General features: G+C 57.9%; 20 protein-coding genes. 7 read left to right on the top strand and 13 right to left on the bottom strand.

Going from position 1 to position 21,302, the window contains the following annotated elements:
• Positions 1–48: 48 nt before the first annotated feature.
• The 12 genes from dnaB to QWI16_RS13910 form a co-directional block, all read right to left on the bottom strand.
• Positions 49–1,449 carry a replicative DNA helicase gene (gene dnaB, locus QWI16_RS13965; RefSeq protein ID WP_302714052.1) on the bottom strand — a complete coding sequence of 467 codons (1,401 nt, stop codon included), beginning with the start codon at positions 1,447–1,449 and terminating at the stop codon, positions 49–51.
• A gap of 169 nt (positions 1,450–1,618) precedes the next feature.
• Complete coding sequence (gene rplI / locus QWI16_RS13960) at positions 1,619–2,065, bottom strand: 50S ribosomal protein L9 (protein ID WP_302714051.1); 447 nt, start codon at positions 2,063–2,065, stop codon at positions 1,619–1,621.
• Between the two features lie 37 nt (positions 2,066–2,102).
• Positions 2,103–2,951: a YybS family protein gene (locus QWI16_RS13955; protein ID WP_302714050.1), complete on the bottom strand. Its 849-nt coding sequence runs from the start codon at positions 2,949–2,951 to the stop codon at positions 2,103–2,105.
• Positions 2,952–2,962: 11 nt separating this feature from the next.
• Positions 2,963–3,190 carry a 30S ribosomal protein S18 gene (gene rpsR, locus QWI16_RS13950; RefSeq protein ID WP_302714049.1) on the bottom strand — a complete coding sequence of 76 codons (228 nt, stop codon included), beginning with the start codon at positions 3,188–3,190 and terminating at the stop codon, positions 2,963–2,965.
• A 3-nt stretch (positions 3,191–3,193) separates the two neighbouring features.
• Entirely contained in the window at positions 3,194–3,637 is a 444-nt protein-coding gene (gene rpsF / locus QWI16_RS13945) for a 30S ribosomal protein S6 (RefSeq protein WP_302714048.1), read from the bottom strand.
• A 366-nt stretch (positions 3,638–4,003) separates the two neighbouring features.
• On the bottom strand, positions 4,004–5,266 hold the full coding sequence (gene glyA, locus QWI16_RS13940; protein ID WP_302714047.1) for a serine hydroxymethyltransferase: 1,263 nt from the start codon (positions 5,264–5,266) through the stop codon (positions 4,004–4,006).
• 180 nt (positions 5,267–5,446) lie between these two features.
• The gene (locus tag QWI16_RS13935; protein ID WP_302714046.1) at positions 5,447–6,427 is read right to left on the bottom strand and encodes a 2-hydroxyacid dehydrogenase; all 981 of its coding nucleotides are present in this window, start codon (positions 6,425–6,427) and stop codon (positions 5,447–5,449) included.
• Complete coding sequence (locus QWI16_RS13930) at positions 6,427–6,921, bottom strand: magnetosome magnetite crystal formation protein family (protein WP_302714045.1); 495 nt, start codon at positions 6,919–6,921, stop codon at positions 6,427–6,429. The genes QWI16_RS13935 and QWI16_RS13930 overlap by 1 nt, the downstream gene beginning before the upstream one ends.
• 11 nt (positions 6,922–6,932) lie before the next feature.
• The gene (locus QWI16_RS13925; protein ID WP_302714044.1) at positions 6,933–8,579 is read right to left on the bottom strand and encodes a tetratricopeptide repeat protein; all 1,647 of its coding nucleotides are present in this window, start codon (positions 8,577–8,579) and stop codon (positions 6,933–6,935) included.
• 48 nt (positions 8,580–8,627) lie between these two features.
• Positions 8,628–10,385 (bottom strand): DUF1631 family protein, encoded by a 1,758-nt coding sequence (locus QWI16_RS13920; protein ID WP_302714043.1) that lies wholly within the window; start codon positions 10,383–10,385, stop codon positions 8,628–8,630.
• Between the two features lie 160 nt (positions 10,386–10,545).
• Positions 10,546–11,880, bottom strand: a complete 1,335-nt coding sequence (locus tag QWI16_RS13915; RefSeq protein WP_302714042.1) for a hypothetical protein — start codon at positions 11,878–11,880, stop codon at positions 10,546–10,548.
• Positions 11,881–11,900: 20 nt separating this feature from the next.
• Positions 11,901–14,279, bottom strand: a complete 2,379-nt coding sequence (locus QWI16_RS13910) for a TonB-dependent receptor (protein WP_302714041.1) — start codon at positions 14,277–14,279, stop codon at positions 11,901–11,903.
• A 187-nt stretch (positions 14,280–14,466) separates the two neighbouring features.
• On the opposite strand from QWI16_RS13910, the gene QWI16_RS13905 reads away from it, so the two are divergent.
• The 7 genes from QWI16_RS13905 (at position 14,467) to QWI16_RS18775 (ending at position 19,195) form a co-directional block, all read left to right on the top strand.
• Entirely contained in the window at positions 14,467–15,444 is a 978-nt protein-coding gene (locus tag QWI16_RS13905) for a CobW family GTP-binding protein (protein ID WP_302714040.1), read from the top strand.
• A gap of 126 nt (positions 15,445–15,570) precedes the next feature.
• Entirely contained in the window at positions 15,571–15,945 is a 375-nt protein-coding gene (locus tag QWI16_RS13900) for a MerC domain-containing protein (RefSeq protein ID WP_302714039.1), read from the top strand.
• A gap of 38 nt (positions 15,946–15,983) precedes the next feature.
• Positions 15,984–16,343, top strand: coding sequence for a TraR/DksA C4-type zinc finger protein (locus QWI16_RS13895; protein WP_302714038.1), 360 nt, complete (start codon positions 15,984–15,986; stop codon positions 16,341–16,343).
• Positions 16,333–17,538 (top strand): zinc metallochaperone GTPase ZigA, encoded by a 1,206-nt coding sequence (gene zigA, locus QWI16_RS13890; protein ID WP_302714037.1) that lies wholly within the window; start codon positions 16,333–16,335, stop codon positions 17,536–17,538. Before QWI16_RS13895 ends, zigA begins: the two co-directional genes overlap by 11 nt.
• Positions 17,539–17,549: 11 nt before the next feature.
• The gene (locus QWI16_RS13885; protein WP_302714036.1) at positions 17,550–18,212 is read left to right on the top strand and encodes a DUF1826 domain-containing protein; all 663 of its coding nucleotides are present in this window, start codon (positions 17,550–17,552) and stop codon (positions 18,210–18,212) included.
• 104 nt (positions 18,213–18,316) lie between these two features.
• Positions 18,317–18,820 (top strand): DUF2796 domain-containing protein, encoded by a 504-nt coding sequence (locus QWI16_RS13880; RefSeq protein ID WP_302714035.1) that lies wholly within the window; start codon positions 18,317–18,319, stop codon positions 18,818–18,820.
• 18 nt (positions 18,821–18,838) lie between these two features.
• The gene (locus QWI16_RS18775) at positions 18,839–19,195 is read left to right on the top strand and encodes a porphobilinogen synthase (RefSeq protein WP_370659936.1); all 357 of its coding nucleotides are present in this window, start codon (positions 18,839–18,841) and stop codon (positions 19,193–19,195) included.
• A 118-nt stretch (positions 19,196–19,313) separates the two neighbouring features.
• Here QWI16_RS18775 and QWI16_RS13870 read toward each other — a convergent pair whose 3' ends face one another.
• The gene (locus QWI16_RS13870; protein ID WP_302714033.1) at positions 19,314–21,014 is read right to left on the bottom strand and encodes a protein adenylyltransferase SelO; all 1,701 of its coding nucleotides are present in this window, start codon (positions 21,012–21,014) and stop codon (positions 19,314–19,316) included.
• Positions 21,015–21,302 lie beyond the last annotated feature (288 nt).

Below are 21,302 nucleotides of genomic sequence, written 5' to 3'. Positions count from 1 at the left end.
GGCGGAGAATACAACAATAATGATTTTGGCGTCTAGCTTGGGGGAAACTTAAAACCCTTCTTCACGCTGGGCAAAGTACTCGGCGGCGAGGTTGTCAAAGCGGGTGTATTTGCCGACAAAGGCGGCGCGCACAGTGCCCACCTCGCCGTTACGCTGCTTGCCGATGATCAACTCGGACACGCCTTTGTCGGGGCTGTCTTCGTTGTAATACTCATCGCGGTAGATAAACAGAATCACGTCGGCGTCCTGCTCAATGGCGCCCGACTCACGCAAGTCGGAGTTCATGGGTCTTTTATTGGGACGCTGCTCCACACTCCGGTTCAGCTGCGACAGGGCGATAACCGGGCAATCAAACTCTTTGGCCAGGGCTTTCAGGGCGCGGGAAATCTCGGAGATCTCCTGGGTGCGGCCCTCACTGGCGCCAGCCACCTGCATCAGCTGGAGGTAGTCCACCATGATCATGCCGGGGTTGCCGTGCTCACGGGCAATGCGCCGCGTGCGTGCGCGCATTTCCTGCGGCGTGAGGCCGGGGGTATCGTCGATAAACAGGGGCTTGTCCTTGAGCTTACTCACTGCGGCAGAGAGCTTGGGCCAATCCTCTTCGGTAAGCTTGCCGTTGCGCATATGGCCCTGGTCAATGCGGCCGATGGAGGACATCATCCGCATCACCAGTGCCGCCGAGGGCATCTCCATGCTGAACACGAGCACGGGGCGCTGCTGGCTGAAAATGGCCGACTCGACAAAGTTGAGCGCCAGGGCCGTTTTGCCCATGGACGGGCGCGCGGCGAGAATCACCAGCTCGCCCGGCTGCCAACCGGAGGTTTTGCCGTCGAGGTCGGTAATGCCGGTGGGCACCCCGGTGACGTCGTCGCCCGAGCGGAACAGCTCGTCAATGCGCTCGACCGTCTCTTTGAGCAGGCCATTAACCTCGCGCAAACCGCCCTCTTTGGGCCGGTCTTCGGCGATCTGGGCCACACGCTTTTCCGCCAGCTGCAGCAGGTCGTCCGAGTCGAGCCCAGCGGGGTTGTAGCTGGACTGGCTGATCTCTTGGGCGGCGGCAATCAGTTGGCGCAAGGTGGAGCGCTCGCGCACGATGCGCGCATAGGCGGTAATGTTCTCAGCGCTTGGAGTGTTGGCTGCCAGCTCCACCAGGTAGCCCAGACCACCGGCGCGCTCCAGCTCGCCGTGGCGCTCCAGCGCCTCCGATAGCGTGACGGCGTCAAGCGGCTGCGCATCCTCCTGCAGCTCGATCATCATGCGCAGGATCAGCTTGTGGTCGTCGCGGTAGAAGTCGACCTCCGAGGCAATCTCCAGCACCGCGTCCAGCCGGCTGTTGTCCAGCATCAGCCCACCCAGCACCGCCTGCTCGGCCTCTACCGACGAGGGCAGCTTGAGCGAGGAGGCGGATTTATCCGAATCCTGATAGTGGGACAGAGCCTCAGAGGACATAGTCAGTCAGCCAAACCTTGTGTATCTGATGTTGTAAAATGTCGGAGCAAAAAAAACGGGCACCATCGACACGCCAAAGGCTGTCGAGTGTGCCCGATTTTCGCTGTTTTGTCAGCGTGTGTAATCGCTTACTGAGCACCGCCGCCTTTTCAGGCGCGGTGGCAAGCCATTACTCAGCGATAACAGACAGCTTAACGGCCTGAATCACTTCGGCGTGAACTTGTACGTCAATCTCGTACTCGCCCACTTCGCGAATCGCACCTTCCGGCAGACGCACTTCGGATTTCACCACTTTCACACCGGCATCGGTGATGGCGTTGGCGATATCGCGAGTACCGATAGAACCGAACAGCTTGCCCTCGTCACCGGCGTTGGCGGCGATGGTCACTGTCAGCTCGGCCAGCTTCTCAGCGCGCGCTTGTGCGTCGGCTTTTTTGGCCTCGGCGGCGGCTTCCAGATCAGCGCGACGCGCTTCAAACTCGGCAACGTTATCAGCGGTTGCCGGTACAGCTTTACCTTGCGGCACCAGGAAGTTGCGGCCAAAACCAGCTTTTACGCTGACTTTGTCGCCAATGGCGCCAAGCTTACCCACTTTCTCGAGCAGAATAACTTCCATCTCGTTAACCCTCTAGTTTCAATTTTGCCTGCGCCGGTCAAGCAGATTTGGCTTTGACCCTTGCGCGAAAATCCAACCACGTGTCGCCAAAGGCGACAAAAACCAACAATATTTTTAACGGCTGCAAAAGTACCAGCGCCAGATAAAACAGCACCAGCCACTGCACCCCCAAGCCTCGCTTGGCCACCATGGCATGCACCAGGGCAATGCCGGCGAACAGCAAGGGCTGGGCAAACACCAGCGCCCAAACGCTGACCCCAGCCGGCTGCAGGTAGCAGTAAACCACCGCCGCGATACACACCAGCGAAGCCACCGGTCGCAACCTCAGAGCACGAAACTCTGTGGCGAAACCGCCGGGGTTGTAGAGCAACCCCTGCCACCAGCGCCCGAGTATCAGCCCGAGTGCACCGCTGAGAGCGGTCATCGCGGCCAACAGACCCAGCACCATAGCGGCATCCGGCTCGGGCAATTCAATGGGCTGCTCAGCCTGAGCCTGCAGCGCCTCGAACAGCTCTTTGCACATGGCGACAAACTCCGCCACCAGTTGCGGCCAAAACACCAGTAGCGCCAAAGCACCTAAGGTGTTGAGCGCCACCAACCCCATCAGCGTGTGCTGCCAGGAGGAGCTGGTGCGTAGCACCAGTGACGATGCCCAGACGCTTACCGCGCCGGTCACGGCCAAAAACGCGTTTTGCTGCCCCATTGCCAGCAACACCAGCGCCGGCAGTAACGCCCAGAGCAGTACCAAAGCCCCGTCGGCCAGGCCCCGCCTGAGCGTTACCAGTGCAACGGTGGCCGGACTCACCAAGGGAATCCAGTGCCCTATCAGGGCGACCGCTGCAGCCTGCGTGCGGCCGCGCATAATAAATTCAGCGAGCGCACGCACAATCGTTAGTCTTACTCGTGGCTGTCCGTGTACGGCAGCAGTGCCAGGTAGCGCGCACGCTTAACAGCGCTCGACAGCTGACGCTGGTACTTGGCTTTGGTACCCGTGATACGGCTGGGTACGATTTTGCCGGTCTCAGTGATATAGGCTTTCAAGGTTTCCAGATCTTTGTAATCGATCTGCTTGACGCCTTCAGCGGTAAAACGGCAGAACTTGCGACGACGAAAAAAACGAGCCATGGATTATTCCTCCTCTTGCTCTTCGGTCTGATCTTCGGTGTCCGAGTCATCTTCACTGGACTCGTCAGCGGATTTGCGATCAGACTCTTCACGGCGCGGGGCGCGCGGCTTGCGCTCACGGCTTTCTTTATCGGCCTTGGCAATCGGAGACTCTTCAGTGATCGCCTCGTCGGTGCGGATCACCAGATTGCGCAGCACAGCGTCGTTGTAGCGGAAGTTAGTGGTCAGCTCTTCGAGCGCCTCTTCGCTACACTCGATGTTCATCAGAACATAGTGTGCTTTGTGGATTTTGTTGATGGAGTAAGCCAGTTGACGGCGACCCCAATCTTCCAGGCGATGAACCTGACCGCCGCCATTGGTAACGGTAGCGGTGTAGCGCTCGATCATGCCCGGCACTTGTTCGCTCTGGTCCGGGTGGACCATAAATACGATTTCGTAATGACGCATTCATTGCTCCTTACGGGTTAAAGCCTTCCAACGCCCCAAACGGCGGGCACCGGTAAGACAAGGAGTAGCCCCACAACAGTTACGGGGCCGGTTTCACCTGTGCTCTTAGGGAACACAAGGGCGCGGTATTCTAGGGGGTTGGGGGGAGGAAAGCAAGGTTAAATTTTGGGCAATGCCCGTATGCTATGGGGTGCGGGACAGAGCGGCGCCTAGAACCACAGCCAAGCGATTGTCGCACCTGGCCTTTCAGGACGCGACCATAAAAAAGGCGGCTCCCTGCAGAGCCGCCTTTAAGAGCGCCGGGCGTCACGCCTCGGACGCTGCCCAACCGCACCCGATGCCTGAGCTCAGGCGCGCCGGGTCTTATTAGCCGTACACCGGGAACTTGGCGCACACGTCCAGAACCTTTTGCTTGACCGAGGCAATCACCTCATCGGCGTTACCTTTTTCCAGGCCGTCCAGCACATCGCACATCCAGTGGGCCAGATCGATACATTCGCTCTCGCCAAAACCGCGGGTGGTAATGGCCGGGGTGCCGACACGCAGTCCCGAAGTAACGAAGGGCGAGCGCGGGTCGTTGGGCACGGCGTTCTTGTTCACGGTGATGTTGGCCAGACCCAGAGCCTCGTCGGCGTCTTTGCCCGAGTAGTCTTTACCGATCAGGCTCACCAGCATCAGGTGGTTTTCGGTGCCACCAGAGACCACATCCAGGCCGCGCTCGATAAACACCTTGGCCATGGCCTTGGCGTTTTTCACCACTTGCTGCTGATAGGTTTTGTACTCATCGCTCATGGCTTCTTTAAAGCTGATGGCCTTGGCGGCAATCACGTGCATGAGGGGACCGCCCTGCCCGCCCGGGAAAACGGCAGAGTTGAGCTTTTTCTCGATCTCTTCGTTGGCCTTGGCCAGGATAATCCCGCCGCGGGGACCGCGCAGGGTCTTGTGGGTGGTGGAGGTCACCACGTGGGCGTGCGGCACAGGGCTCGGATAGACACCCGCCGCCACCAGACCGGCCACGTGTGCCATATCCACCAACAGGTAGGCACCCACTTTGTCGGCGATTTCACGGAATTTGGCCCAGTCCAGTACCTGCGAGTAGGCCGAGAAACCGGCCACAATCATCTTCGGCTTGTGCTCAAGCGCCAGGCGCTCGACTTCGTCGTAGTCCACCAGACCGGTATCCGGATTCAGGCCGTACTGCACAGCGTTGTACATCTTGCCCGAGAAATTCACCTTGGCACCGTGGGTCAGATGGCCACCGTGGGCCAGGCTCATGCCCAGCACGGTATCGCCGGGGGCGCAGAGCGCCGCATAGACAGCGGAGTTGGCCTGGGAGCCGGAGTGCGGCTGCACATTGGCGTAATCGGCGCCAAACAGCTCACAAGCGCGCTCGATAGCCAGGGCCTCGCTGCGGTCCACGTATTCGCAGCCGCCGTAGTAGCGCTTACCCGGATAACCCTCGGCGTATTTGTTGGTCAGCTTGGTGCCCTGCGCCGCCATCACCAGGGGGCTGGTGTAGTTTTCCGAGGCGATCAGCTCGATGTGCTCTTCCTGACGGCGGCTCTCGTTCTCGATCGAGTCCCAGATTTCCGGGTCAAAAGCGGCAATTGTTTGGCTTTTATCAAACATGGGGCAATTCCTACACTAACGGGCAGAGCAAGCAGCGCGCCGGCACTACCGGGTTGATGGTTTTCGGTGGAAAAAAGAAGGCGCGATTGTACACCAATCAACCAGCCATTCGCCACGGTAAATTAGGCGATGCCGGAGCGGATCTGTTGACGCTTTTTTGTACCCCGTGTCAAACAGGCCCTAGATAACAAACGTCGGCCCACGGCGCTCGCCGCGGGCAAAAGCCTGCAGGTTCTCGTGGGTCACTTTGGCGATCTGCGCCAGGGCCTCACCGGTAAAAAAGCCCTGGTGACCGGTCACCAGGACATTGGGGAAGGTGAGCAGGCGGGCGAAGACATCGTCCTGCAAAATGGTGTCGGAAAGGTCGTCAAAGAACAGGCTGGCCTCTTCCTCATAGACATCGAGCCCGAGGTAACCTACCTGGCCGCTTTTCAAGCCCTCGATCACCGCACGGGTGTCAATCAAGCCGCCGCGACTGGTATTGATCAACATAACGCCGCGCTTCATTTGGGCAATGCTCCCGGCACTGACCAGGTGATGAGTGGCTTCCAGCAGCGGGCAGTGCAGCGATACGATATCCGCCTCGGCCCACAAGCGATCCAACGCCACATAGTCGGCCATGCGCGCCATCTCGTCGTTGACCTGAGGGTCGTGCACGAGCAGCCGGCAACCAAAGCCATGCATGATGCGCGCAAAGGCGAGACCAATTTTGCCGCTGCCCACAATACCCACGGTTTTGCCATGGAGGTCAAAACCGAGCAGGCCGTCCAGCGAATAGTCCTGCTCCCGCACCCGACTGTAGGCGCGGCGAATGTGTCGGTTTAAGTCAAGGATCAGCGCCACCGCGTGCTCGGCCACCGCGCAGGGTGAGTATTCAGGCACCCGACACACCGCCAAACCGAGGCGCTCGGCGGCGGCGATGTCCACATTGTTGTACCCGGCGCAGCGCATGGCAATCAACCGCACGCCTGCCCCGGCGAGACGCTGCAGTACCGCCTCGTTGAGCTGGTCATTGACAAAGCAGCAGACCGCGTCGTGCCCCTCAGACAGAGGCGCCGTCTGCTCATTCAGATGCGCCTCGATAAAGGTAAAGGACCAACCCGACAGCTCGCCCAAATGCAGGCGGTCGTAGCGCTTTGTATTAAAGACCGCCAGTTTCATCAGGGCGTATCGTCTGCCGCACTGGCCGCATCGGGGTCAATCGTAAAAAACGAAATGCTCATGGGGTAATTCTGGATGACCCCGTCTTTGGCCCGAATGGCGCCGATGACAATAAAGATGATTGAGACGATCCCCAGGGCGATGGTGAGGAAAATGCCGATAACGATGAACCACAAAATAAAGCAAATAATAAAATAGATAAACGAGCTGATGATCCAGTTAAACACCACCTTGCCCTGCTCGTTGATGTAGGGGTCTTCACGCTTGATAATCCACAGTATCAGCGGCACGATCCAGCCACACATGGGCAGAATAAAGCCACACAGCTGGGCAAAGTGCATGAGCATACTGTAGGTGCGGTTATCCAGATCCGCCGGGGTATCCGATGAGCCACTAGCGCCGAGCGCCTTGGCTTTGGCCTTGGCGTACTCCTCTTCGGTAATCATGCCCTTTTCTTTCAGCTCGTTGAGCTTTTCCACTTTTTCCAAATCCATGTTCACGTCCTCTAGTTTGATGTACTCGATGCGTTCGCGCGCGTCAGAAGCTGCAGGTACTTTTTAATCTTGGGTGCAAACTTATCGTACTGCTTGCCCAGCATAGTGTGAAGCTCCGCGTCGCTCACAAAACCAATGCTTTCCCGATAGGCGTTTTTGCTCAGACGCAGCTGCTCCTGATACGCCAAAACGCCATCGGTGTCCTGGTAGTCTGCCCAGTCGCCCCCTGCAGCGCTCATACGCGCCAAGTGCGCGTCTATGAGAGACTCAAACCCGGTGCCAGGTGGCAAGGCCAGGATATCGATAGACGCTCCAGAGTCGATAAATGGATTCAGCTTGCCGGTATTATTGGTCACCAGAAAACGTCCATCGCGGGTGGCACTCTCGAGCTCGACGATGTGATGATGCCTCCACTGGCGCAGCACGACCAAAATCAGCCAAACCCAAAAACCGGGCTTGAGCGGAGTATACCGATAGGCCGCGGCGCACACCTGCCTATCCTGCGAGAGGAACAGGCGCACCAGTGCCCGCTTGCCGATCACCTGCCGCAAGCCCACCGGCTCAAAGTCGCCGAGAGTGACAAACCCCCTGCCTGAGAGTGCTTTTTCGGCCTTGGCACAGTAGGCCCGCGCCGCTGCGGAGAAATCGCTTTGCGCCACGGGCTGGTAATCGGCAAAAGGTTCGCGGGCGTTTTTTAAGATATCCTGCGCCATGCTGAGCGCCAGGGCCTCATTGGGGTCATCACTGACCTCTTCGAGCAGCCCCAGCATGTCATTGCCCTCGGCGTATTGCCCGGCGAGCGCGTCCACCAGGTTATTGGCCAGATGATCGTCAAAGTTCAGTTCGCCGCCATCGGCCGATTTCATCGCCTCGCGCATGCTGTTGGCCAGTGCCTCGCGCTCATTGCGCCCACCGTTGCCGCAACCTTCTCTCTCCTGCTCGATAAACGCCCGCATGGATTCGCCTTCTTCATCGAGGCACGCAAGGGCCCGGTCGTAATCCTCGATGGCCGCGTCGAACTCCTGCAGGCGTTTGTGCACTTCGGCGCGTTTGACGTGCAGCCGCCAGGAGTCGGGGTCGAGTGCGATGGCCGCGGCCAAATCCCGTAGCGCTCTCTGCATGGGCACAACCGCACAGCTCATGCCCAGAGCATCTTTGATCTGCGCTTCATCCTCCGAGGGGGTGAGCGCCAGACTCTGATACAGGTCGGCCCGCTCGATAAAAAGCGCCACGCGGTTATCTGGCTGCGCCGCCATGGCCGCGTCCAGTGTTTGGTGCATGACCTCGCGCTCGCCGCGACCGGCGGCCAGCCGCGCGCGCTCCAACATCAATTGCGGGTGATTGGGGTTGGCCACCAGGGCTTTTTCTATTGCCTGCGTAGACGAGCTCTGGTCGTCCTCCGCAAGAAACACATAGGCCAGCCTGATCCACAGCTCGGGCACCTGCGGCTGGCGACTCAGCGCACGCAGCAAAACCGTGCGCGCCTTGCTCCAAAGCTCGGCCGCCTCCAGCGCATCCACCACGGCGTCGATGACATCGCGGTTATCTTCGTCCGCTTTGTAGAGAGCGTTGAGTATTTTCAGAGCGGCTTTTGCCTTGCCGTCATCTATCAGTTGGCGGGCCTGTTCCAGCCGCTCCAGATCGTTGAGAGTGTCCATGGCTATTCCCTATTCTTTAGCGCCACTGCCGGTTGCGTTTACGCGTCTTTATAGCACAGGCACTTTGCGCTGCGCGTGGACAATTTGCTCCAGCCGGCTCTCGAAACCGGGCTCGGCTTCGTAGAAAACCGCGCGCCCTTCCAGCAGAAGTTCAGCCAGTTGTTCGCGCCGCCACTCAGCGACCTTGCGGCCAAAGCGATCGTAGAACAAATGCTTGCCCGTCGAGGGCATGATCATGCCCAACTGAGCACGGCACTGGCTGCCGTCGGCAAGGGGGATGTCCGCCGAACTGCCGGTTGCCAACTCATCCACCCGGGCCAGCGCTTCGGTCAAGCGCTGCTGCTCGTACTCGCGCTGAGCCACCCGCTCTTCGGCTTCGCGTTCGCGCTTTTCCCGCTCCAGGCGCCTGCGCTCCTCGGCCATCGCCTGCTGCCGCCGGGTTCTATCGGCGTCTGCCCGGGCCTTGGCCGCCTGCTCGCGCGCCGCTTGCTGGCGCTTAGCCTGTGCCTGGCGCTGCGCCTCCATTCGTGAGGCCAGCCGCCGCTTGGCCGCCAGATCGCTATGGCAATACTCCAGGCGCGCCGCCGCCCGGTTCAGAGCGGTGCTGTAGGCCTTGATGTCGGCCAGGGGGCTTACCGAACCACGATCGAGCGCATCGAGCATACGCCCAACGGAAAGCTGAAGCACTTTATGTCCCTGCCGGTTGACCAACACAAGGTCATGACTGCCCGGCATTTGCAGCAACAGCTGGCAGTGGATGCGCCCTTCGTGGGGCGAATCGAACACTAACCAGTCGCCGCTGGCAATGGGACAGGGCTCGCCATCGCGCGGGTGGGCTTTCACTGAAACGGTGGCAACGCTCGCCGGCGCCGGAGGTGCAATCACAGTGTGCACGCGCTGCCCGGCGAGCAGGGCCTCAATATCCACAATCACCTGAGTGACAAACTCGTGGTACTCGTTCGGCTCACACCCCGGCGGCGGTGCGGCGGCGCTCAGCCTGGCACCGAGCTGTGGTCCCTGGCAAAAAAACGCCTGCTGTTGTTCCGCGGTTTTGTTGAGACTAAAGGCCTGCACCAACTGTGTGAGCATTTCTGTCCAAAATTCCCAGAGGTGCTCACGATCATTGATCAGGCAAAACTGCAGTGCGGGCGACAAAGATTGGGTGATATAACGGTAAATGGCATCAGGCACGCTGTTGCCCGAGAAACACTCGTTCAACAATGCCGTGACACGCTCCTCAGCCTGCTGGCGTTTGAGCTTGCCCCGCTCGGTATCGGCAATGCGCGAGGCGAGCAGGGCCGCGCGGTCCAGCTCTTTGTCGGCACGCCGATTAAACGACTCTATGACCTCCAGGCAAACAGAGGCCTTTGCGTCGCGGCACTGCAAAAGCAGATCATCGCACCTTTGCAAAAAGCGGTCAGTACTGAGATCCCCCGAGCCGTACCAGCACTGCCAATGAAACAAGAGCCGATCAATGGCCGTGCACCAGCGGGTATTTTGCCAGAGGCGACATTCGGCATCGGCGGCGGTCAGGTACAGCAACTGCGTTAAAAAAGTGGTGAGTCTTTCGGATAGGGCCGGATCGCACGAGAGCGCTTCGCGCACGCCACGCACCACCCAGAGCCCAACCAGATAACCGAGGTCAGCGCCGGGTGCGAGACGCTCAAAGTCAGCCAAGCCCATGCGCTGGGCGTTCATCAATGACTGAGCCTGAGCACTATTGAGAGCCCCGGTTGCGCCCGACCACTGACGAATATCCGCGAAAGCCTGTGCCAGAGCGTCTGCCTGGACCTTGGTTCTTACCATCGTGTCTCCAACACCAATGACTCCCTGGTGCAGGAAACTGCATGCCACGGTGAGTGCTCAGGCACTTATGATAAGAGAGTCAGGCGTTTCGCGACAGGGGGAATAAGCCAGAAAAGAAAAAAACCCGGCCGCAGGACGCGGCCGGGCCTTGCGCACTGAATTAGTGCTCGTGATCGTGCTCTTCGCCTTCCTCGGCGTAGCCGAGCCACACCGCGGTGAGTGGAGTAAAGTCAAAGTTCCAGGGCTCTTCGGCCTCAAGCGCTTCGACATCCACCGCAACCAGCGATTGCGAACCCGGGTTGAGTACATACACATGGTGGCCTTCTGGCGGCACCACCAACTTCAAGCTTTGCCCTTCGCCCAGCTGACCGGCGTCAGTAACGCTTAGCTCACCGTGTATGGCCCAGTCGTGAGTGTCCAGCACCACCAGTGCACCTTCAGAGGTGAGCGCGACAAAAAACTCGCCGTCGGCGGCAAACTCGCTGGCCACGACCGAGTCCTCTTCGTGCAGCGGCTCGGGCAGCGCTTGCAGCTCGGCCTCACCAGGCACAACGCGAACCAATCCACCGGCGGCAATACCAATTGCCTCTGCAACGTGATGGTGAGCCCGCAAGCTGCCCACGCGGGCACCCTCAACCAGAGCCTCGCCATTGCCCACTTTGGTTGCACTAAAGTCAGCGCTCTCGTCGATGACCAGAACGCCGTCGGTGCAACCAAAGAAGATCTTGTCTTCATTTTGCGCACTGCCGTGCAATCCGGGGCAGGTTTCCCCGAAAACCATTTCCAGCTCGTACTCAGTGTCATGCAAATGATACAGACCGACTTTATCCGGCAGGGTACTGGCGCTGCCGGCGTCGCGAATGGTCGCCAGCAGGTGCTCGCCACGCGCCTGAGCGGCACCGTGCATATGAGTGTCAAAGCTCAAGGTGCTGGCCATACCATTTTCCGCCACGGCAGCGGCATCAAAGGTTGCCACACCAGCCACATCACCGGTTTCACTGTTGCCGTCGTAGAACACCGCCACCTGCTCATCGTTAAAGGTGTAGTGCGTGGGTCTTACACCATCCAAAAAGAAATCCTGCACGGCAGGCGCTTCGGCGTAGGGATGGTCGTGATCGCCGTGGTCTTCAATCCACACGCCGCCATCGACAAAACTCACCCAGTTATCGTTGCGGTGCACAAAAGCCGCATAGCGATAGCCTGCCACTGGGTACGCATAATTAATCGGCGCGGGCAGTGTTAGCTCGGCCACTTCATCGCCATCGGCTGCCTCAAAAATATGCACAAGCTCAGTGCCGGCCTCCACCAACAGCAGGCGAGCGGAGCTGGTTTCCTCGTGATCATGGTCGTGGTCATCGTCATGATCGTGATCGTCATGACCCGGTTCGGCCACGTCCTGGGCATAGATATTGGTTTCACTGTCGCCACCACAGGCGCCCAGCATCAAGGCGAGAAAGATGGCCGACAATGGCTTAAGTTTGTTTTCTAGCAACATAAATGACTCCTTAGTAACCTTTAAAAGCTCGCGCGAATACCAGCAGAAACCGAACGGCCTGCACGCGGGGCAATGTCTTTAATAAACGAGCTGTGGACGCGAGCGGTTTCATCCAAAAGGTTGTCGCCGCGTACATACACTTTGGTACCGCCCCACAAGGGCAGGGTGTAACTGACCTCGGCATCGACCCATGTGTAGGCGTCGGTGGTCGTTTCCAGCTCAGCGGTTTTATCCGCTTCAAAGTAGTGGGTAGCGCTGGCGTGCAGAGCCCAGGCACCCACTTCATACTCGGCGGCCAGGCCGGCGCGCAGCGGAGGAATACGCGGTAAATTGCCACCATCGCGCAGGGTCGCGCGAATGTAGTCGGTGGTGAAACGCAACATCAACGGGTCGCTAACCTGCCAGTGCACCTCGCCCTCAAAGCCATAGAGCTCGACGTCGGCGGCCGTGAATTGATAGACCGGCAACAACTCATCTTCGTGGTCATGGTCGTGTTCTTCTTCATGATCGTGCTCGTCCTCTTGATCGTGAGCATGATCGTGTTCGTGGTCATGTTCGTCTTCATGTCCATGATCGTGGTCGTGGCCGCTTTCCGCCTCCAGACCGGTGGCGCGGGCGTAGTAGAAATCATCCACCTGATTGTAGAAAGCGCCGATAACAAAGCCCAGATCGCCGGTAAATTTACGCAGGGAAATATCTATGTTATTCGAGGTTTCCAGCTCGATGGGATCGCCGGAGAAGTTAACAACCCAGTCTCCTTCGTCATTTGCCAGGATATCGAACACCGCACCGACCTCGAAACTGCCCGCCCCAATGTGAGGGCCATAGGAGAAGACCTCGGTAGCAGAGGGTGCGCGCTGCGAGTGGGTCAGGTTTACACCAAGGTTGTAGCCATCAGTAAAGTCCCACACGGTTCCGATGGAAAAACTGTATGGGGTAAACGTTTGACCCAAACGGTAGGTGCCGCGCTCACCTTCGGGGTCCAGAATCACATCATGAGCGTCAACCTCAATCCGCTCAATACGACCGCCGAGTTGCACAAGAAAGTCACCGAAGTGCCTTTCTTCCATTAATGCAAGAGCGTAAGACTCTGTGAGCGACGGCGGGGTAAAGGCTTCCTCCCCCTGAGCGGCATTTTCCTGGCGTTTAACGTGCAAGCTGGCTGCGCCGCGCCATTCGGCAAAAGGCTGGTGGAACAGATCAAGTCTTGCCTCGTGTTGTTCGTTTTCGAAAGTCGTGCCTATGGCATCGCCCTCGAGTTCTCGGTGCTGATAATCCGTGTAGCCGTAACGCAAGCGCGCCTCAGCAAGAACGTCGTGATCAAAACTGCGCTCGCTGACAAACTGCAGGCGATCCTGCTCAAGTTCAGCCTGAACCGCCACGCCGTCGTGGCTGTGGCCGGGAATGCCATAAGTGCGCTCAAGCCGGCCCACACTGACACCCGCAAAACCCTCTTCGCCAATGTAACTGCCACCAATAGTCGCGCCCTGACTGTCGTAGGCGGAATTTTCTAAGATCCCGTAGGCTGCGCCCTCTTCCGGCTCAGCTTCGGCGTAGCCCGGAATTTCCAGATCGTCTGCCTCGCGCCAAAAGCCGTCTACATGCACCGCGAAATTGTCACTCACACCAATATTCGCGCTGCCTTCAATCAAAGGCTCGTTATTCGCACTGTTGTACTCTAACTGCCACTGCCCAAAGGTATCAGCGTCTTGAGGTACACGGTCGTCCACCACATTGACCACACCGCCAATGGCACCGTTACCATAAAACAAAGTGGCCGGGCCGCGCAGAATTTCGACTTGACGCGCCGTGGTAGCCTCACCGGTAACAGCGTGATCGGGGCCCGACCGCGACACATCACCCACATCCAGGCCGTTCTGCGCCACCAGCACTCGAGGGCCGGACAAGCCGCGAATAATTGGCGTACCCGCTACAGGGCCGTAATAACTCGAATGCACACCCACTTGCTTATTCAAGGTATCGCCGAGGGTTGCCGACTGTTGATCGCGCAGCGCGTCGCCACTTAACACAGAAACCGGCGTGGCCGATTCTAATTGCGAGATATGCCAGGGCATGCCGGTGACATCCACCACCTCTATGACCGTAGAATCCAAGGTGATCTGCAACGACTCGGCATCGCCGTGCACGTGCACATGCTTATGCATATAGCGGGGTGCACGTACATGCAGCTCTACATCGTCGCTGGACAAGTCCTCCAGCGTGAACTGGCCGCTAGCGTCCGTGCTCGCGCTGGTACGCGAACCCACCACTTCTACCGTGGCGTCACTGACGGGTTGACCTGCGCTATCGAGCACCACACCCTGAATAGTTGCCGCACTGGCCAGCCCCGGCAGCGCCAGAAAACCAAGGCCGACATAAAGTAAAGACCGCTTCAACACGGAACCCCCTAGTGATTGAGACAGGAAAATCGAATTGGTGCGGCGCGGTACCGCGCCTGAAGCAAATATGTTATAACGTAACAATACTTAAACGCAACAGTATAACGTTCCATTATCCAAGACACCTGATGTCCGATGCCCTACACTGCGCCCAACATCTGGACACTATCTAACCACCAGGACGATCATGTCGCGCATCCCCACCAACATCATCACCGGCTTTCTCGGCGTGGGTAAAACCACGCTCATCAAACAACTGCTGGCCACCAAGCCTGAACTGGAATGCTGGGCCATTTTGGTCAACGAGTTTGGCGAGGTGGGCATCGACGGCGCCCTGCTGCGCGAGGGTGGCACAGCGGTGAAGGAAATTCCCGGCGGCTGCATGTGCTGCGTAGCGGGCCTGCCCATGCAGGTAGGCCTGACGCAGCTGTTGCGCCAGAAGCGCTTTGACCGCCTGATTATCGAGCCCACCGGCCTGGGGCATCCGCTGGAAGTCCTGCAAACCCTGCAGACCCATTTTGCGGACGTTATTGATCTGAAGGCCTGCCTGACGCTGATTGACCCGCGCCACTTCAGCAGCGAGCGCCACCTCAGTAACGATACTTTCCACCAGCAGCTGGAAGTCGCCGACCTACTGGTCGCCACCAAACTGGACCTAACCGAAAACGCACACCTAAACGCCATGCAGCGACAGCTCGCCGCCTGGCAGCTCAGCGACAGGCCACTCACCCAGGCGAACAACGGCCAGCTCGCCCTGCACTGGCTCGACCAGCCCCACCAGGCGCACGCCGTGCTACCCGAGACCGGCCATCACCACGGCGGCAATTACCCGGCAGCGACCCTGCCAACGCCCAGCGAAGCGCAGCCAATTGTAAGCAAGCGCCATCAGGGGCAGGGCTATTACAGCTGCGGCTGGGCCCTGCACCCGGCCAAGGTGTTCGAGCCGGACGCGGTTTTTCACTGGGTCAGCGGCCTTACCTGCGACCGACTGAAAGCGGTGCTGATCACCACTGACGGCATTATTGCGCTCAACCTTGCCGACGGCGTGTTAAAGACGCTGGAGCTGGACGAATGTGACGACAGCCGATTGGAAGTCATTCACCACCAACCTCTGGACTGGGACGCACTGGCCGAGCAGATGCAGCACTGCCTGGCCCCCGCCTAACCCTCAATCAAACACCGCCCGGCGGCCATACCGCAGCACTTATTGACGAGAGGGCTTCATTTCAAATATATTTCGTTATGTTATAACATTGCTAATTCACCAAACATTGCTTAGAGCTTTACCACCATGAAAGACGAAGCCGCCGCTTTGTGCTCAGGCCTGTGCCTAATTCACTGCCTTGCCACGCCCGTACTGCTCTCGCTCGGCGGGCTGGGACTGATTGGCAGTGCCTTTACCTCCGAGTGGGTACATGTCGTGCTGATTTTGCCTATCGCTCTGCTGGCCCTGGCGAGCCTGCCCAGCGGCTGGAAGCGCCACCGTCGCCGGTTACCGTTTGTGGCCGGCTCCCTGGGGCTGGCGCTCCTGGTCACCGCTCTGTTCGCACCCCATGAAGCCGAGGCAGCGCTGTCCATCGGCGGTGGCCTGCTGCTGATCGGCGCGCACCTGAGCAACCGCTTTCACTGTAACCGCCTTTTAAAAGCTGAGAATGCAGCATGCTAACAAAGCGACAACTACGTAAAGCCCCCATTGCAAATTACATGAACGATGAACAACAGGCCTTTTTTAAACATCGCTTGCTGACGCTGAAGCAAGAAACTCAAGATCACATTGAGCAGATAAAACAGCAGCTTGCGCACCCTCCCGAGTGCAATGACGAAGCTGACCGCGCGCAACTGGAAGATGACATGGCAATTAAGCTCAGGCTGGCCGACCGGGAGTATCGGCTGTTGAGCAAAATCGACGACGCACTGCGCCGCCTGCACAACGGCGAATACGGTTACTGCCAGGAAACCGGCGAGCCCATTGGCATTGAGCGACTACTGATAAGACCGACCGCAGAGTTCGGCACCGATATCAAAGTGATTAGCGAACAAAAAGAGAAATTCTATGCAGACTGAACAGAACAAGTTGCCAGTAACGGTGTTGTCCGGCTTTCTCGGAGCGGGCAAAACCACCGTACTCAATCACATATTGCACAACCGCGAAAATCGCCGGGTGGCGGTCATTGTCAATGACATGAGTGAAGTCAATATCGACGCCGATTCGGTGAAAAACGATGTCTCACTCAACCGCAGCGAAGAGAAGCTGGTGGAGATGAGCAATGGCTGTATCTGCTGCACCCTGCGCGAGGACTTGCTGTTGGAGGTGCGCGCACTGGCGCAATCCGGCAAGTTCGATTACCTGCTGATTGAGTCCACCGGTATTTCAGAACCTTTGCCCGTCGCCGAAACCTTTACCTTTGCCGATGAAGACGGCGTCAGCTTATCGGATATTGCCAAACTGGACACCATGGTCACCGTGGTGGATGCGGTCAATTTTTCGGCGGAGTATCAGCAGGCAAAAGACTTAAAAGACTCAGACGAAAGCCTCGGTGAAGAGGACGAACGCAGTGTTACCGATCTGCTGGTAGAACAAGTCGAATTTGCCGATGTCATTTTGATCAGCAAAACCGATCTGGTGGACGCCCAGGCACTGGATAACCTCAAAGGTTTACTTCGCGGGCTCAATCACGACGCCGAAATTGTGCCTATTCAACTGGGTCAGGTACCGCTGGAAAAAGTACTCGGCACCGGCCGCTTTGATTTTGCACGAGCGCAGCAATCACCCCTGTGGCTTAAAGAAATGCGCGGCGAGCACACGCCGGAAACCGAAGAGTACGGAATCAGCAGCTTCGTCTACCGCGCGCGCCGCCCTTTTCACCCGAGCAAATTTTACGAATTCACCCAGGCCTCCTTGCCTGAGGGTCGCTTGATTCGCTCTAAGGGGTACTTTTGGCTTGCCTCTCGGCCGGAGTTTGCCGGTCAGTGGAGTCAGGCCGGTGGTATCGCTCGCCACGGCGCAGCCGGTATGTTCTGGCGCGCCGTACCTGAACAGTACTGGCCAGAGGACGAGGACACGCTCAATTTCATTAAAGAAAAGTGGCAGGAGCCCTTTGGCGATATGCGTCAGGAGCTGGTGTTTATTGGCCAGGGGTTGAACCAGCAAAGAATGACCGAGATTTTGGACGATTGTCTGCTCAGCGATGACGAGATGGTTGCCGGCAAGGATTACTGGAAAGCACTCCCCGACCCTTTCCCAAGCTGGACAGAGTAAGGCTAACCTCTATGCTAAACACGGCAATGACCTTGACGGCACCGGATGGGCTTAGCCAGAGCACAGACCCTGCCGTTTTCACTGAGCTTTACAACGGCAGCACAAATCTGTGCGTCTGGCAGCGCGAGTTACCACCGGAGATTATCCACTACAGTGACTACTTGCTCAATCACCATCACCATGCCACCGAGATTCGGCTAACCGGCACACTGACGGAGCTCGAACGCGAGCTCACAAAAACCTTGCCCGCACACTGCGCACGGCAAGCGTTTACCGACAATATTATTATTCTTGCCGACATGCTGACGTGTCTTCTCGGTGCCAAAGCCGTGGGGATGCGCTTTTGCGTTGCCAGCAGTGCAACCTGTCCCCGCTTCCATGTCGATAAACTTGGCTGTCGCTTAATCACCACTTATCGCGGGCCCGCCACCCAGTGGCTGGACAACAACGATATTGATCGCAACAAGCTCGGCCCAGGCGCCGAAGGAAAACCCGACAGCGAATCAGGCCTCTACTCGCGACCGGACTCAATCTATCAGCTTAGCGCCGGTGATGTCGCGCTGCTAAAAGGTGAGCTTTGGCCCGGCAATGAGGGTAACGGCATCGTCCACCGTTCACCACCGCTTGAGGAATCTCAGCGCCGACTCTTTGTAACCATGGATGCGATCACATGAGGGTAAAGATCCAGCACTTTCCGAGTGCCTTTTGCAAAGCGCGCCACTCTATGGGCGCACTCGCGCTCTCAGCGCTATGCGCACTGCCCGCAGGAGCGGGCACTATGCAAGCGCACAGCCACGGTCACGCGCAAATGACACTGGTAATGGCTCAAGACACCTTGATGATTGAACTGATCTCCCCCGCCGCCAATCTGCTGGGGTTTGAGCACCGGGCCCGCAGCAAAGACGAGAAAGCCGCCCTGAGCCAAGTGCGCTCGCAACTGCAACAACCCGACACCGTGATTAAGTTCAGCGATGGCGAGTGCGTTTTTTTGCACTCAGAGGTCGACACCTCGGCGCTGAGCGGCATAAAAGATGAGCCAGGCCATGGGCATGAGCATGACCACAACGGGGAACATGGACAAGATCATGACTCAGCGCACGGTGACATCATTGCCGAGTACCACTATCACTGCGAGAACAATGCCTATCCAACCGGGGTGGCATTAACACTTTTCGAGCACTACCCGGCCATCCATAAGATCGAGCTTACGTGGGTATCACCCACGGCTCAGGGGGGAGGCACCCTTAGCCCAAATCTTACGAAAACTACATTTGAACAATGATGGAGAGCCATCTTGACCATGTCATTTCTCGTGGCGAGACAAGCTCCCGCACTCCTCCGGCAAGCACAGATTTATGCTGTAGCGAGCGCTGCACGAGATCGCCCTCGACTTATCCGAGGGCGTCGAGTTGGTTACGGTATAGCTCGCCTTCCCTATTTGGATATCCTGCATAGAGCTAGGCGAGAGTTTGGTGTGCCCGCGTTTGCTTACCAAGTCATCGGTGAGTACAGCTTACATAAGATGGCCTTTGAGCAAGGTATCATCGGTGATGAAGTGATACTGGAGTCACTAAAGTGCATCAAACGCGCTGGTGCCGCCTCTTTGACCTACTTTGCCAAAGAGGCGGCAAGGCGACTTACTTCCAACCATCCCTAGGGACAACACGTGACATTTCCTTTGAAAGCAAGCGACCCTATAAGTTGTTCAGGGTTGAGGATAATGTTTACGCGCCATGGGTTTGTTTGACGCTTGCCCTGCGCCCGGCCTCGTGACCTCAGGAAGAACAACTGTAGTGGGATACCCCACCGGCATGGAAAAACTCCTGAGGCCTGACCCTGTAGTATTTTTCTTCCACTTGCGGCGATTGCTCATCATAGGGCCGGGTGAGTACCGCCTGCAGCTCTCGCACCAGGGTGTAATCGCCCTGCTTGGCCCGCTCGTACGCGGGCACTACCAACCACTCGCGCCAAGTGTATTTAGGGTTAATCTGCAACATTTTCTGTGACAGCTCGGCGGTATCGCCGTCGGCCAACTGCGACTGCCACTTTTCCAGCCAGCTCGACCATTGCTGCATAAGCGTAGCAGTGGGCTCTTGGTAAAAGCTTTTCTGCAGCGGCTGAATGCTCTCGGGTATATGGGCAAGCTCACGGAAGAACATGGTGTAATCCACCGGCGTTTTCATCATCAGCGCCAACAGCTCATTGAGCAGCTCGGCGTTATGGGTTTGCAGGCCCAGCTTTGCGGCAAACATGCTCTCCAACTTTTGTTGCATCACAGCCGCAAAGCCGCTTTTCAGCTGATCGAATGCTTGTAACTGCTCGGGATGAGAAAGCAGCAAAGGTCGCAGTGCGCTGCAGAGCATTTGAAAGTTCTGCTCCGCCGCCGCGGGCTGATTAAAGAACGAGAAATGCTGACCGCCACCGGTCCAGGGTTGAAAATAGGGATCAAAACGCTCGCAGAAACCGAAGGGGCCATAGTCGAGCGTGTAGCCGCCCCCCGCGCAATTGTCACTGTTAAAGTTGCCCTGGCAATAACCCACCCGCAACCAGTTGGCGATCAGCGCCGTCAAACGCTCGCGAAAGGCAGCGGTCAGCGCCACCAGCTTGTCGGCCATGGACAAATCGGGGTGGATGTCGCTCGGGTAGTCGCGGCCGATCAAATGCAGAACGATCTTTTCCAGCTCATCCATTGAATTGGCATGGGCTTGTTCCCGAGCCCGGCGCGCAAACAGCTCCAACTGGCCCACCCGCAAAAACGAAGGCGCTACCCGTGTTGAAATGGCCACAGGCTCAGAGACCAGCGTATCCGGGTCGGCGTTGGACGAGCCCTCCGAGTACCAGGGCCGCTGGACTGACTCGGTTTTGGAAACAAACAAACACAGTGAACGGGAGGTTGGCACACCCAGCGCGTGCATATGCTCCTGTGCCAAAAACTCGCGCACGCTGGAACGCAACACTGCGCGGCCATCAGCGCCGCGGCAGTATGGCGTGCGACCGCCGCCTTTTAATTGCATCTCCCAGCGCTGGCCGTTGATCACGGCCTCAAGCACCGACACAGCTCGCCCATCACCGTAGCCGTTGCCCGTTTGAAACGGGCACTGCTGCGTGTACTCTGTGCCATAAATAGACAATGCGTACCCCGTGGCCCAACCGAGTTTGCGCATGGGCGCGGGAACGCCAGACATATCGCCAGAGAACAACCGGCGAAACCCGGCGGTGTGCGCAAGGCAGTCGTCAAAATTGAGCTCGCGAAAGAGCGCCTCGCTGTGTGCGACATACTCGGGCTCGGCTATAGGCGTGGGCTTAACCGGCACATAATGCCCCGAAAACACCTGCCGCGGGCGGTAGTCCTCGCCATCGACCGTTGCATCTGGATCTCGTTTTAAGGTATCCAGCAGCGAATAGTCGGCCAGACCGGCAAGTGCCTCAAGGCTGGCCACGGGTTGGGACGTATTTTCGCGATTTTGCTTGCTCATAAACATGCCAAAGTTGTTGGTTAACCCAATAGCGGCAGGGGTCAAATCACCTACACAAGGGTGAGACTGTATCACAGAGCTCTGGGGGCAATTGGGCGCCAATGCTTAAAGAATCAATACGCGGAAGTCTTACCCTAACCATAGCCCTGGATAAGTATATCCCCGATTAAAAACCGTACGGGCCAGCTCTTTGACTGCTGCACCCAAAGAAAGGCCAATACCCAAGAGTATTGAGCCACTCAACAGTTTGAAGTGCGCTAATCGAACTCCCAAATAACGTTACCTCTA

Source organism: Gilvimarinus algae, from assembly GCF_030518215.1.
Taxonomy (GTDB): Bacteria; Pseudomonadota; Gammaproteobacteria; order Pseudomonadales; family Cellvibrionaceae; genus Gilvimarinus; species Gilvimarinus algae.
This window is presented reverse-complemented; position numbering and strand designations above follow the sequence as displayed.

What these genes read in the sequence shown, in the direction of transcription:
- dnaB (WP_302714052.1), bottom strand. Translation starts at nt 1,449, where the DNA reads ATGTCCTCTGAGGCTCTGTCCCACTATCAGGATTCGGATAAATCCGCC.
- rplI (WP_302714051.1), bottom strand. Translation starts at nt 2,065, where the DNA reads ATGGAAGTTATTCTGCTCGAGAAAGTGGGTAAGCTTGGCGCCATTGGC.
- rpsR (WP_302714049.1), bottom strand. Translation starts at nt 3,190, where the DNA reads ATGGCTCGTTTTTTTCGTCGTCGCAAGTTCTGCCGTTTTACCGCTGAA.
- rpsF (WP_302714048.1), bottom strand. Translation starts at nt 3,637, where the DNA reads ATGCGTCATTACGAAATCGTATTTATGGTCCACCCGGACCAGAGCGAA.
- glyA (WP_302714047.1), bottom strand. Translation starts at nt 5,266, where the DNA reads ATGTTTGATAAAAGCCAAACAATTGCCGCTTTTGACCCGGAAATCTGG.
- QWI16_RS13935 (WP_302714046.1), bottom strand. Translation starts at nt 6,427, where the DNA reads ATGAAACTGGCGGTCTTTAATACAAAGCGCTACGACCGCCTGCATTTG.
- QWI16_RS13930 (WP_302714045.1), bottom strand. Translation starts at nt 6,921, where the DNA reads ATGGATTTGGAAAAAGTGGAAAAGCTCAACGAGCTGAAAGAAAAGGGC.
- QWI16_RS13925 (WP_302714044.1), bottom strand. Translation starts at nt 8,579, where the DNA reads ATGGACACTCTCAACGATCTGGAGCGGCTGGAACAGGCCCGCCAACTG.
- QWI16_RS13920 (WP_302714043.1), bottom strand. Translation starts at nt 10,385, where the DNA reads ATGGTAAGAACCAAGGTCCAGGCAGACGCTCTGGCACAGGCTTTCGCG.
- QWI16_RS13915 (WP_302714042.1), bottom strand. Translation starts at nt 11,880, where the DNA reads ATGTTGCTAGAAAACAAACTTAAGCCATTGTCGGCCATCTTTCTCGCC.
- QWI16_RS13905 (WP_302714040.1), top strand. Translation starts at nt 14,467, where the DNA reads ATGTCGCGCATCCCCACCAACATCATCACCGGCTTTCTCGGCGTGGGT.
- QWI16_RS13900 (WP_302714039.1), top strand. Translation starts at nt 15,571, where the DNA reads ATGAAAGACGAAGCCGCCGCTTTGTGCTCAGGCCTGTGCCTAATTCAC.
- QWI16_RS13895 (WP_302714038.1), top strand. Translation starts at nt 15,984, where the DNA reads ATGAACGATGAACAACAGGCCTTTTTTAAACATCGCTTGCTGACGCTG.
- zigA (WP_302714037.1), top strand. Translation starts at nt 16,333, where the DNA reads ATGCAGACTGAACAGAACAAGTTGCCAGTAACGGTGTTGTCCGGCTTT.
- QWI16_RS13885 (WP_302714036.1), top strand. Translation starts at nt 17,550, where the DNA reads ATGCTAAACACGGCAATGACCTTGACGGCACCGGATGGGCTTAGCCAG.
- QWI16_RS13880 (WP_302714035.1), top strand. Translation starts at nt 18,317, where the DNA reads ATGCAAGCGCACAGCCACGGTCACGCGCAAATGACACTGGTAATGGCT.
- QWI16_RS18775 (WP_370659936.1), top strand. Translation starts at nt 18,839, where the DNA reads ATGTCATTTCTCGTGGCGAGACAAGCTCCCGCACTCCTCCGGCAAGCA.
- QWI16_RS13870 (WP_302714033.1), bottom strand. Translation starts at nt 21,014, where the DNA reads ATGAGCAAGCAAAATCGCGAAAATACGTCCCAACCCGTGGCCAGCCTT.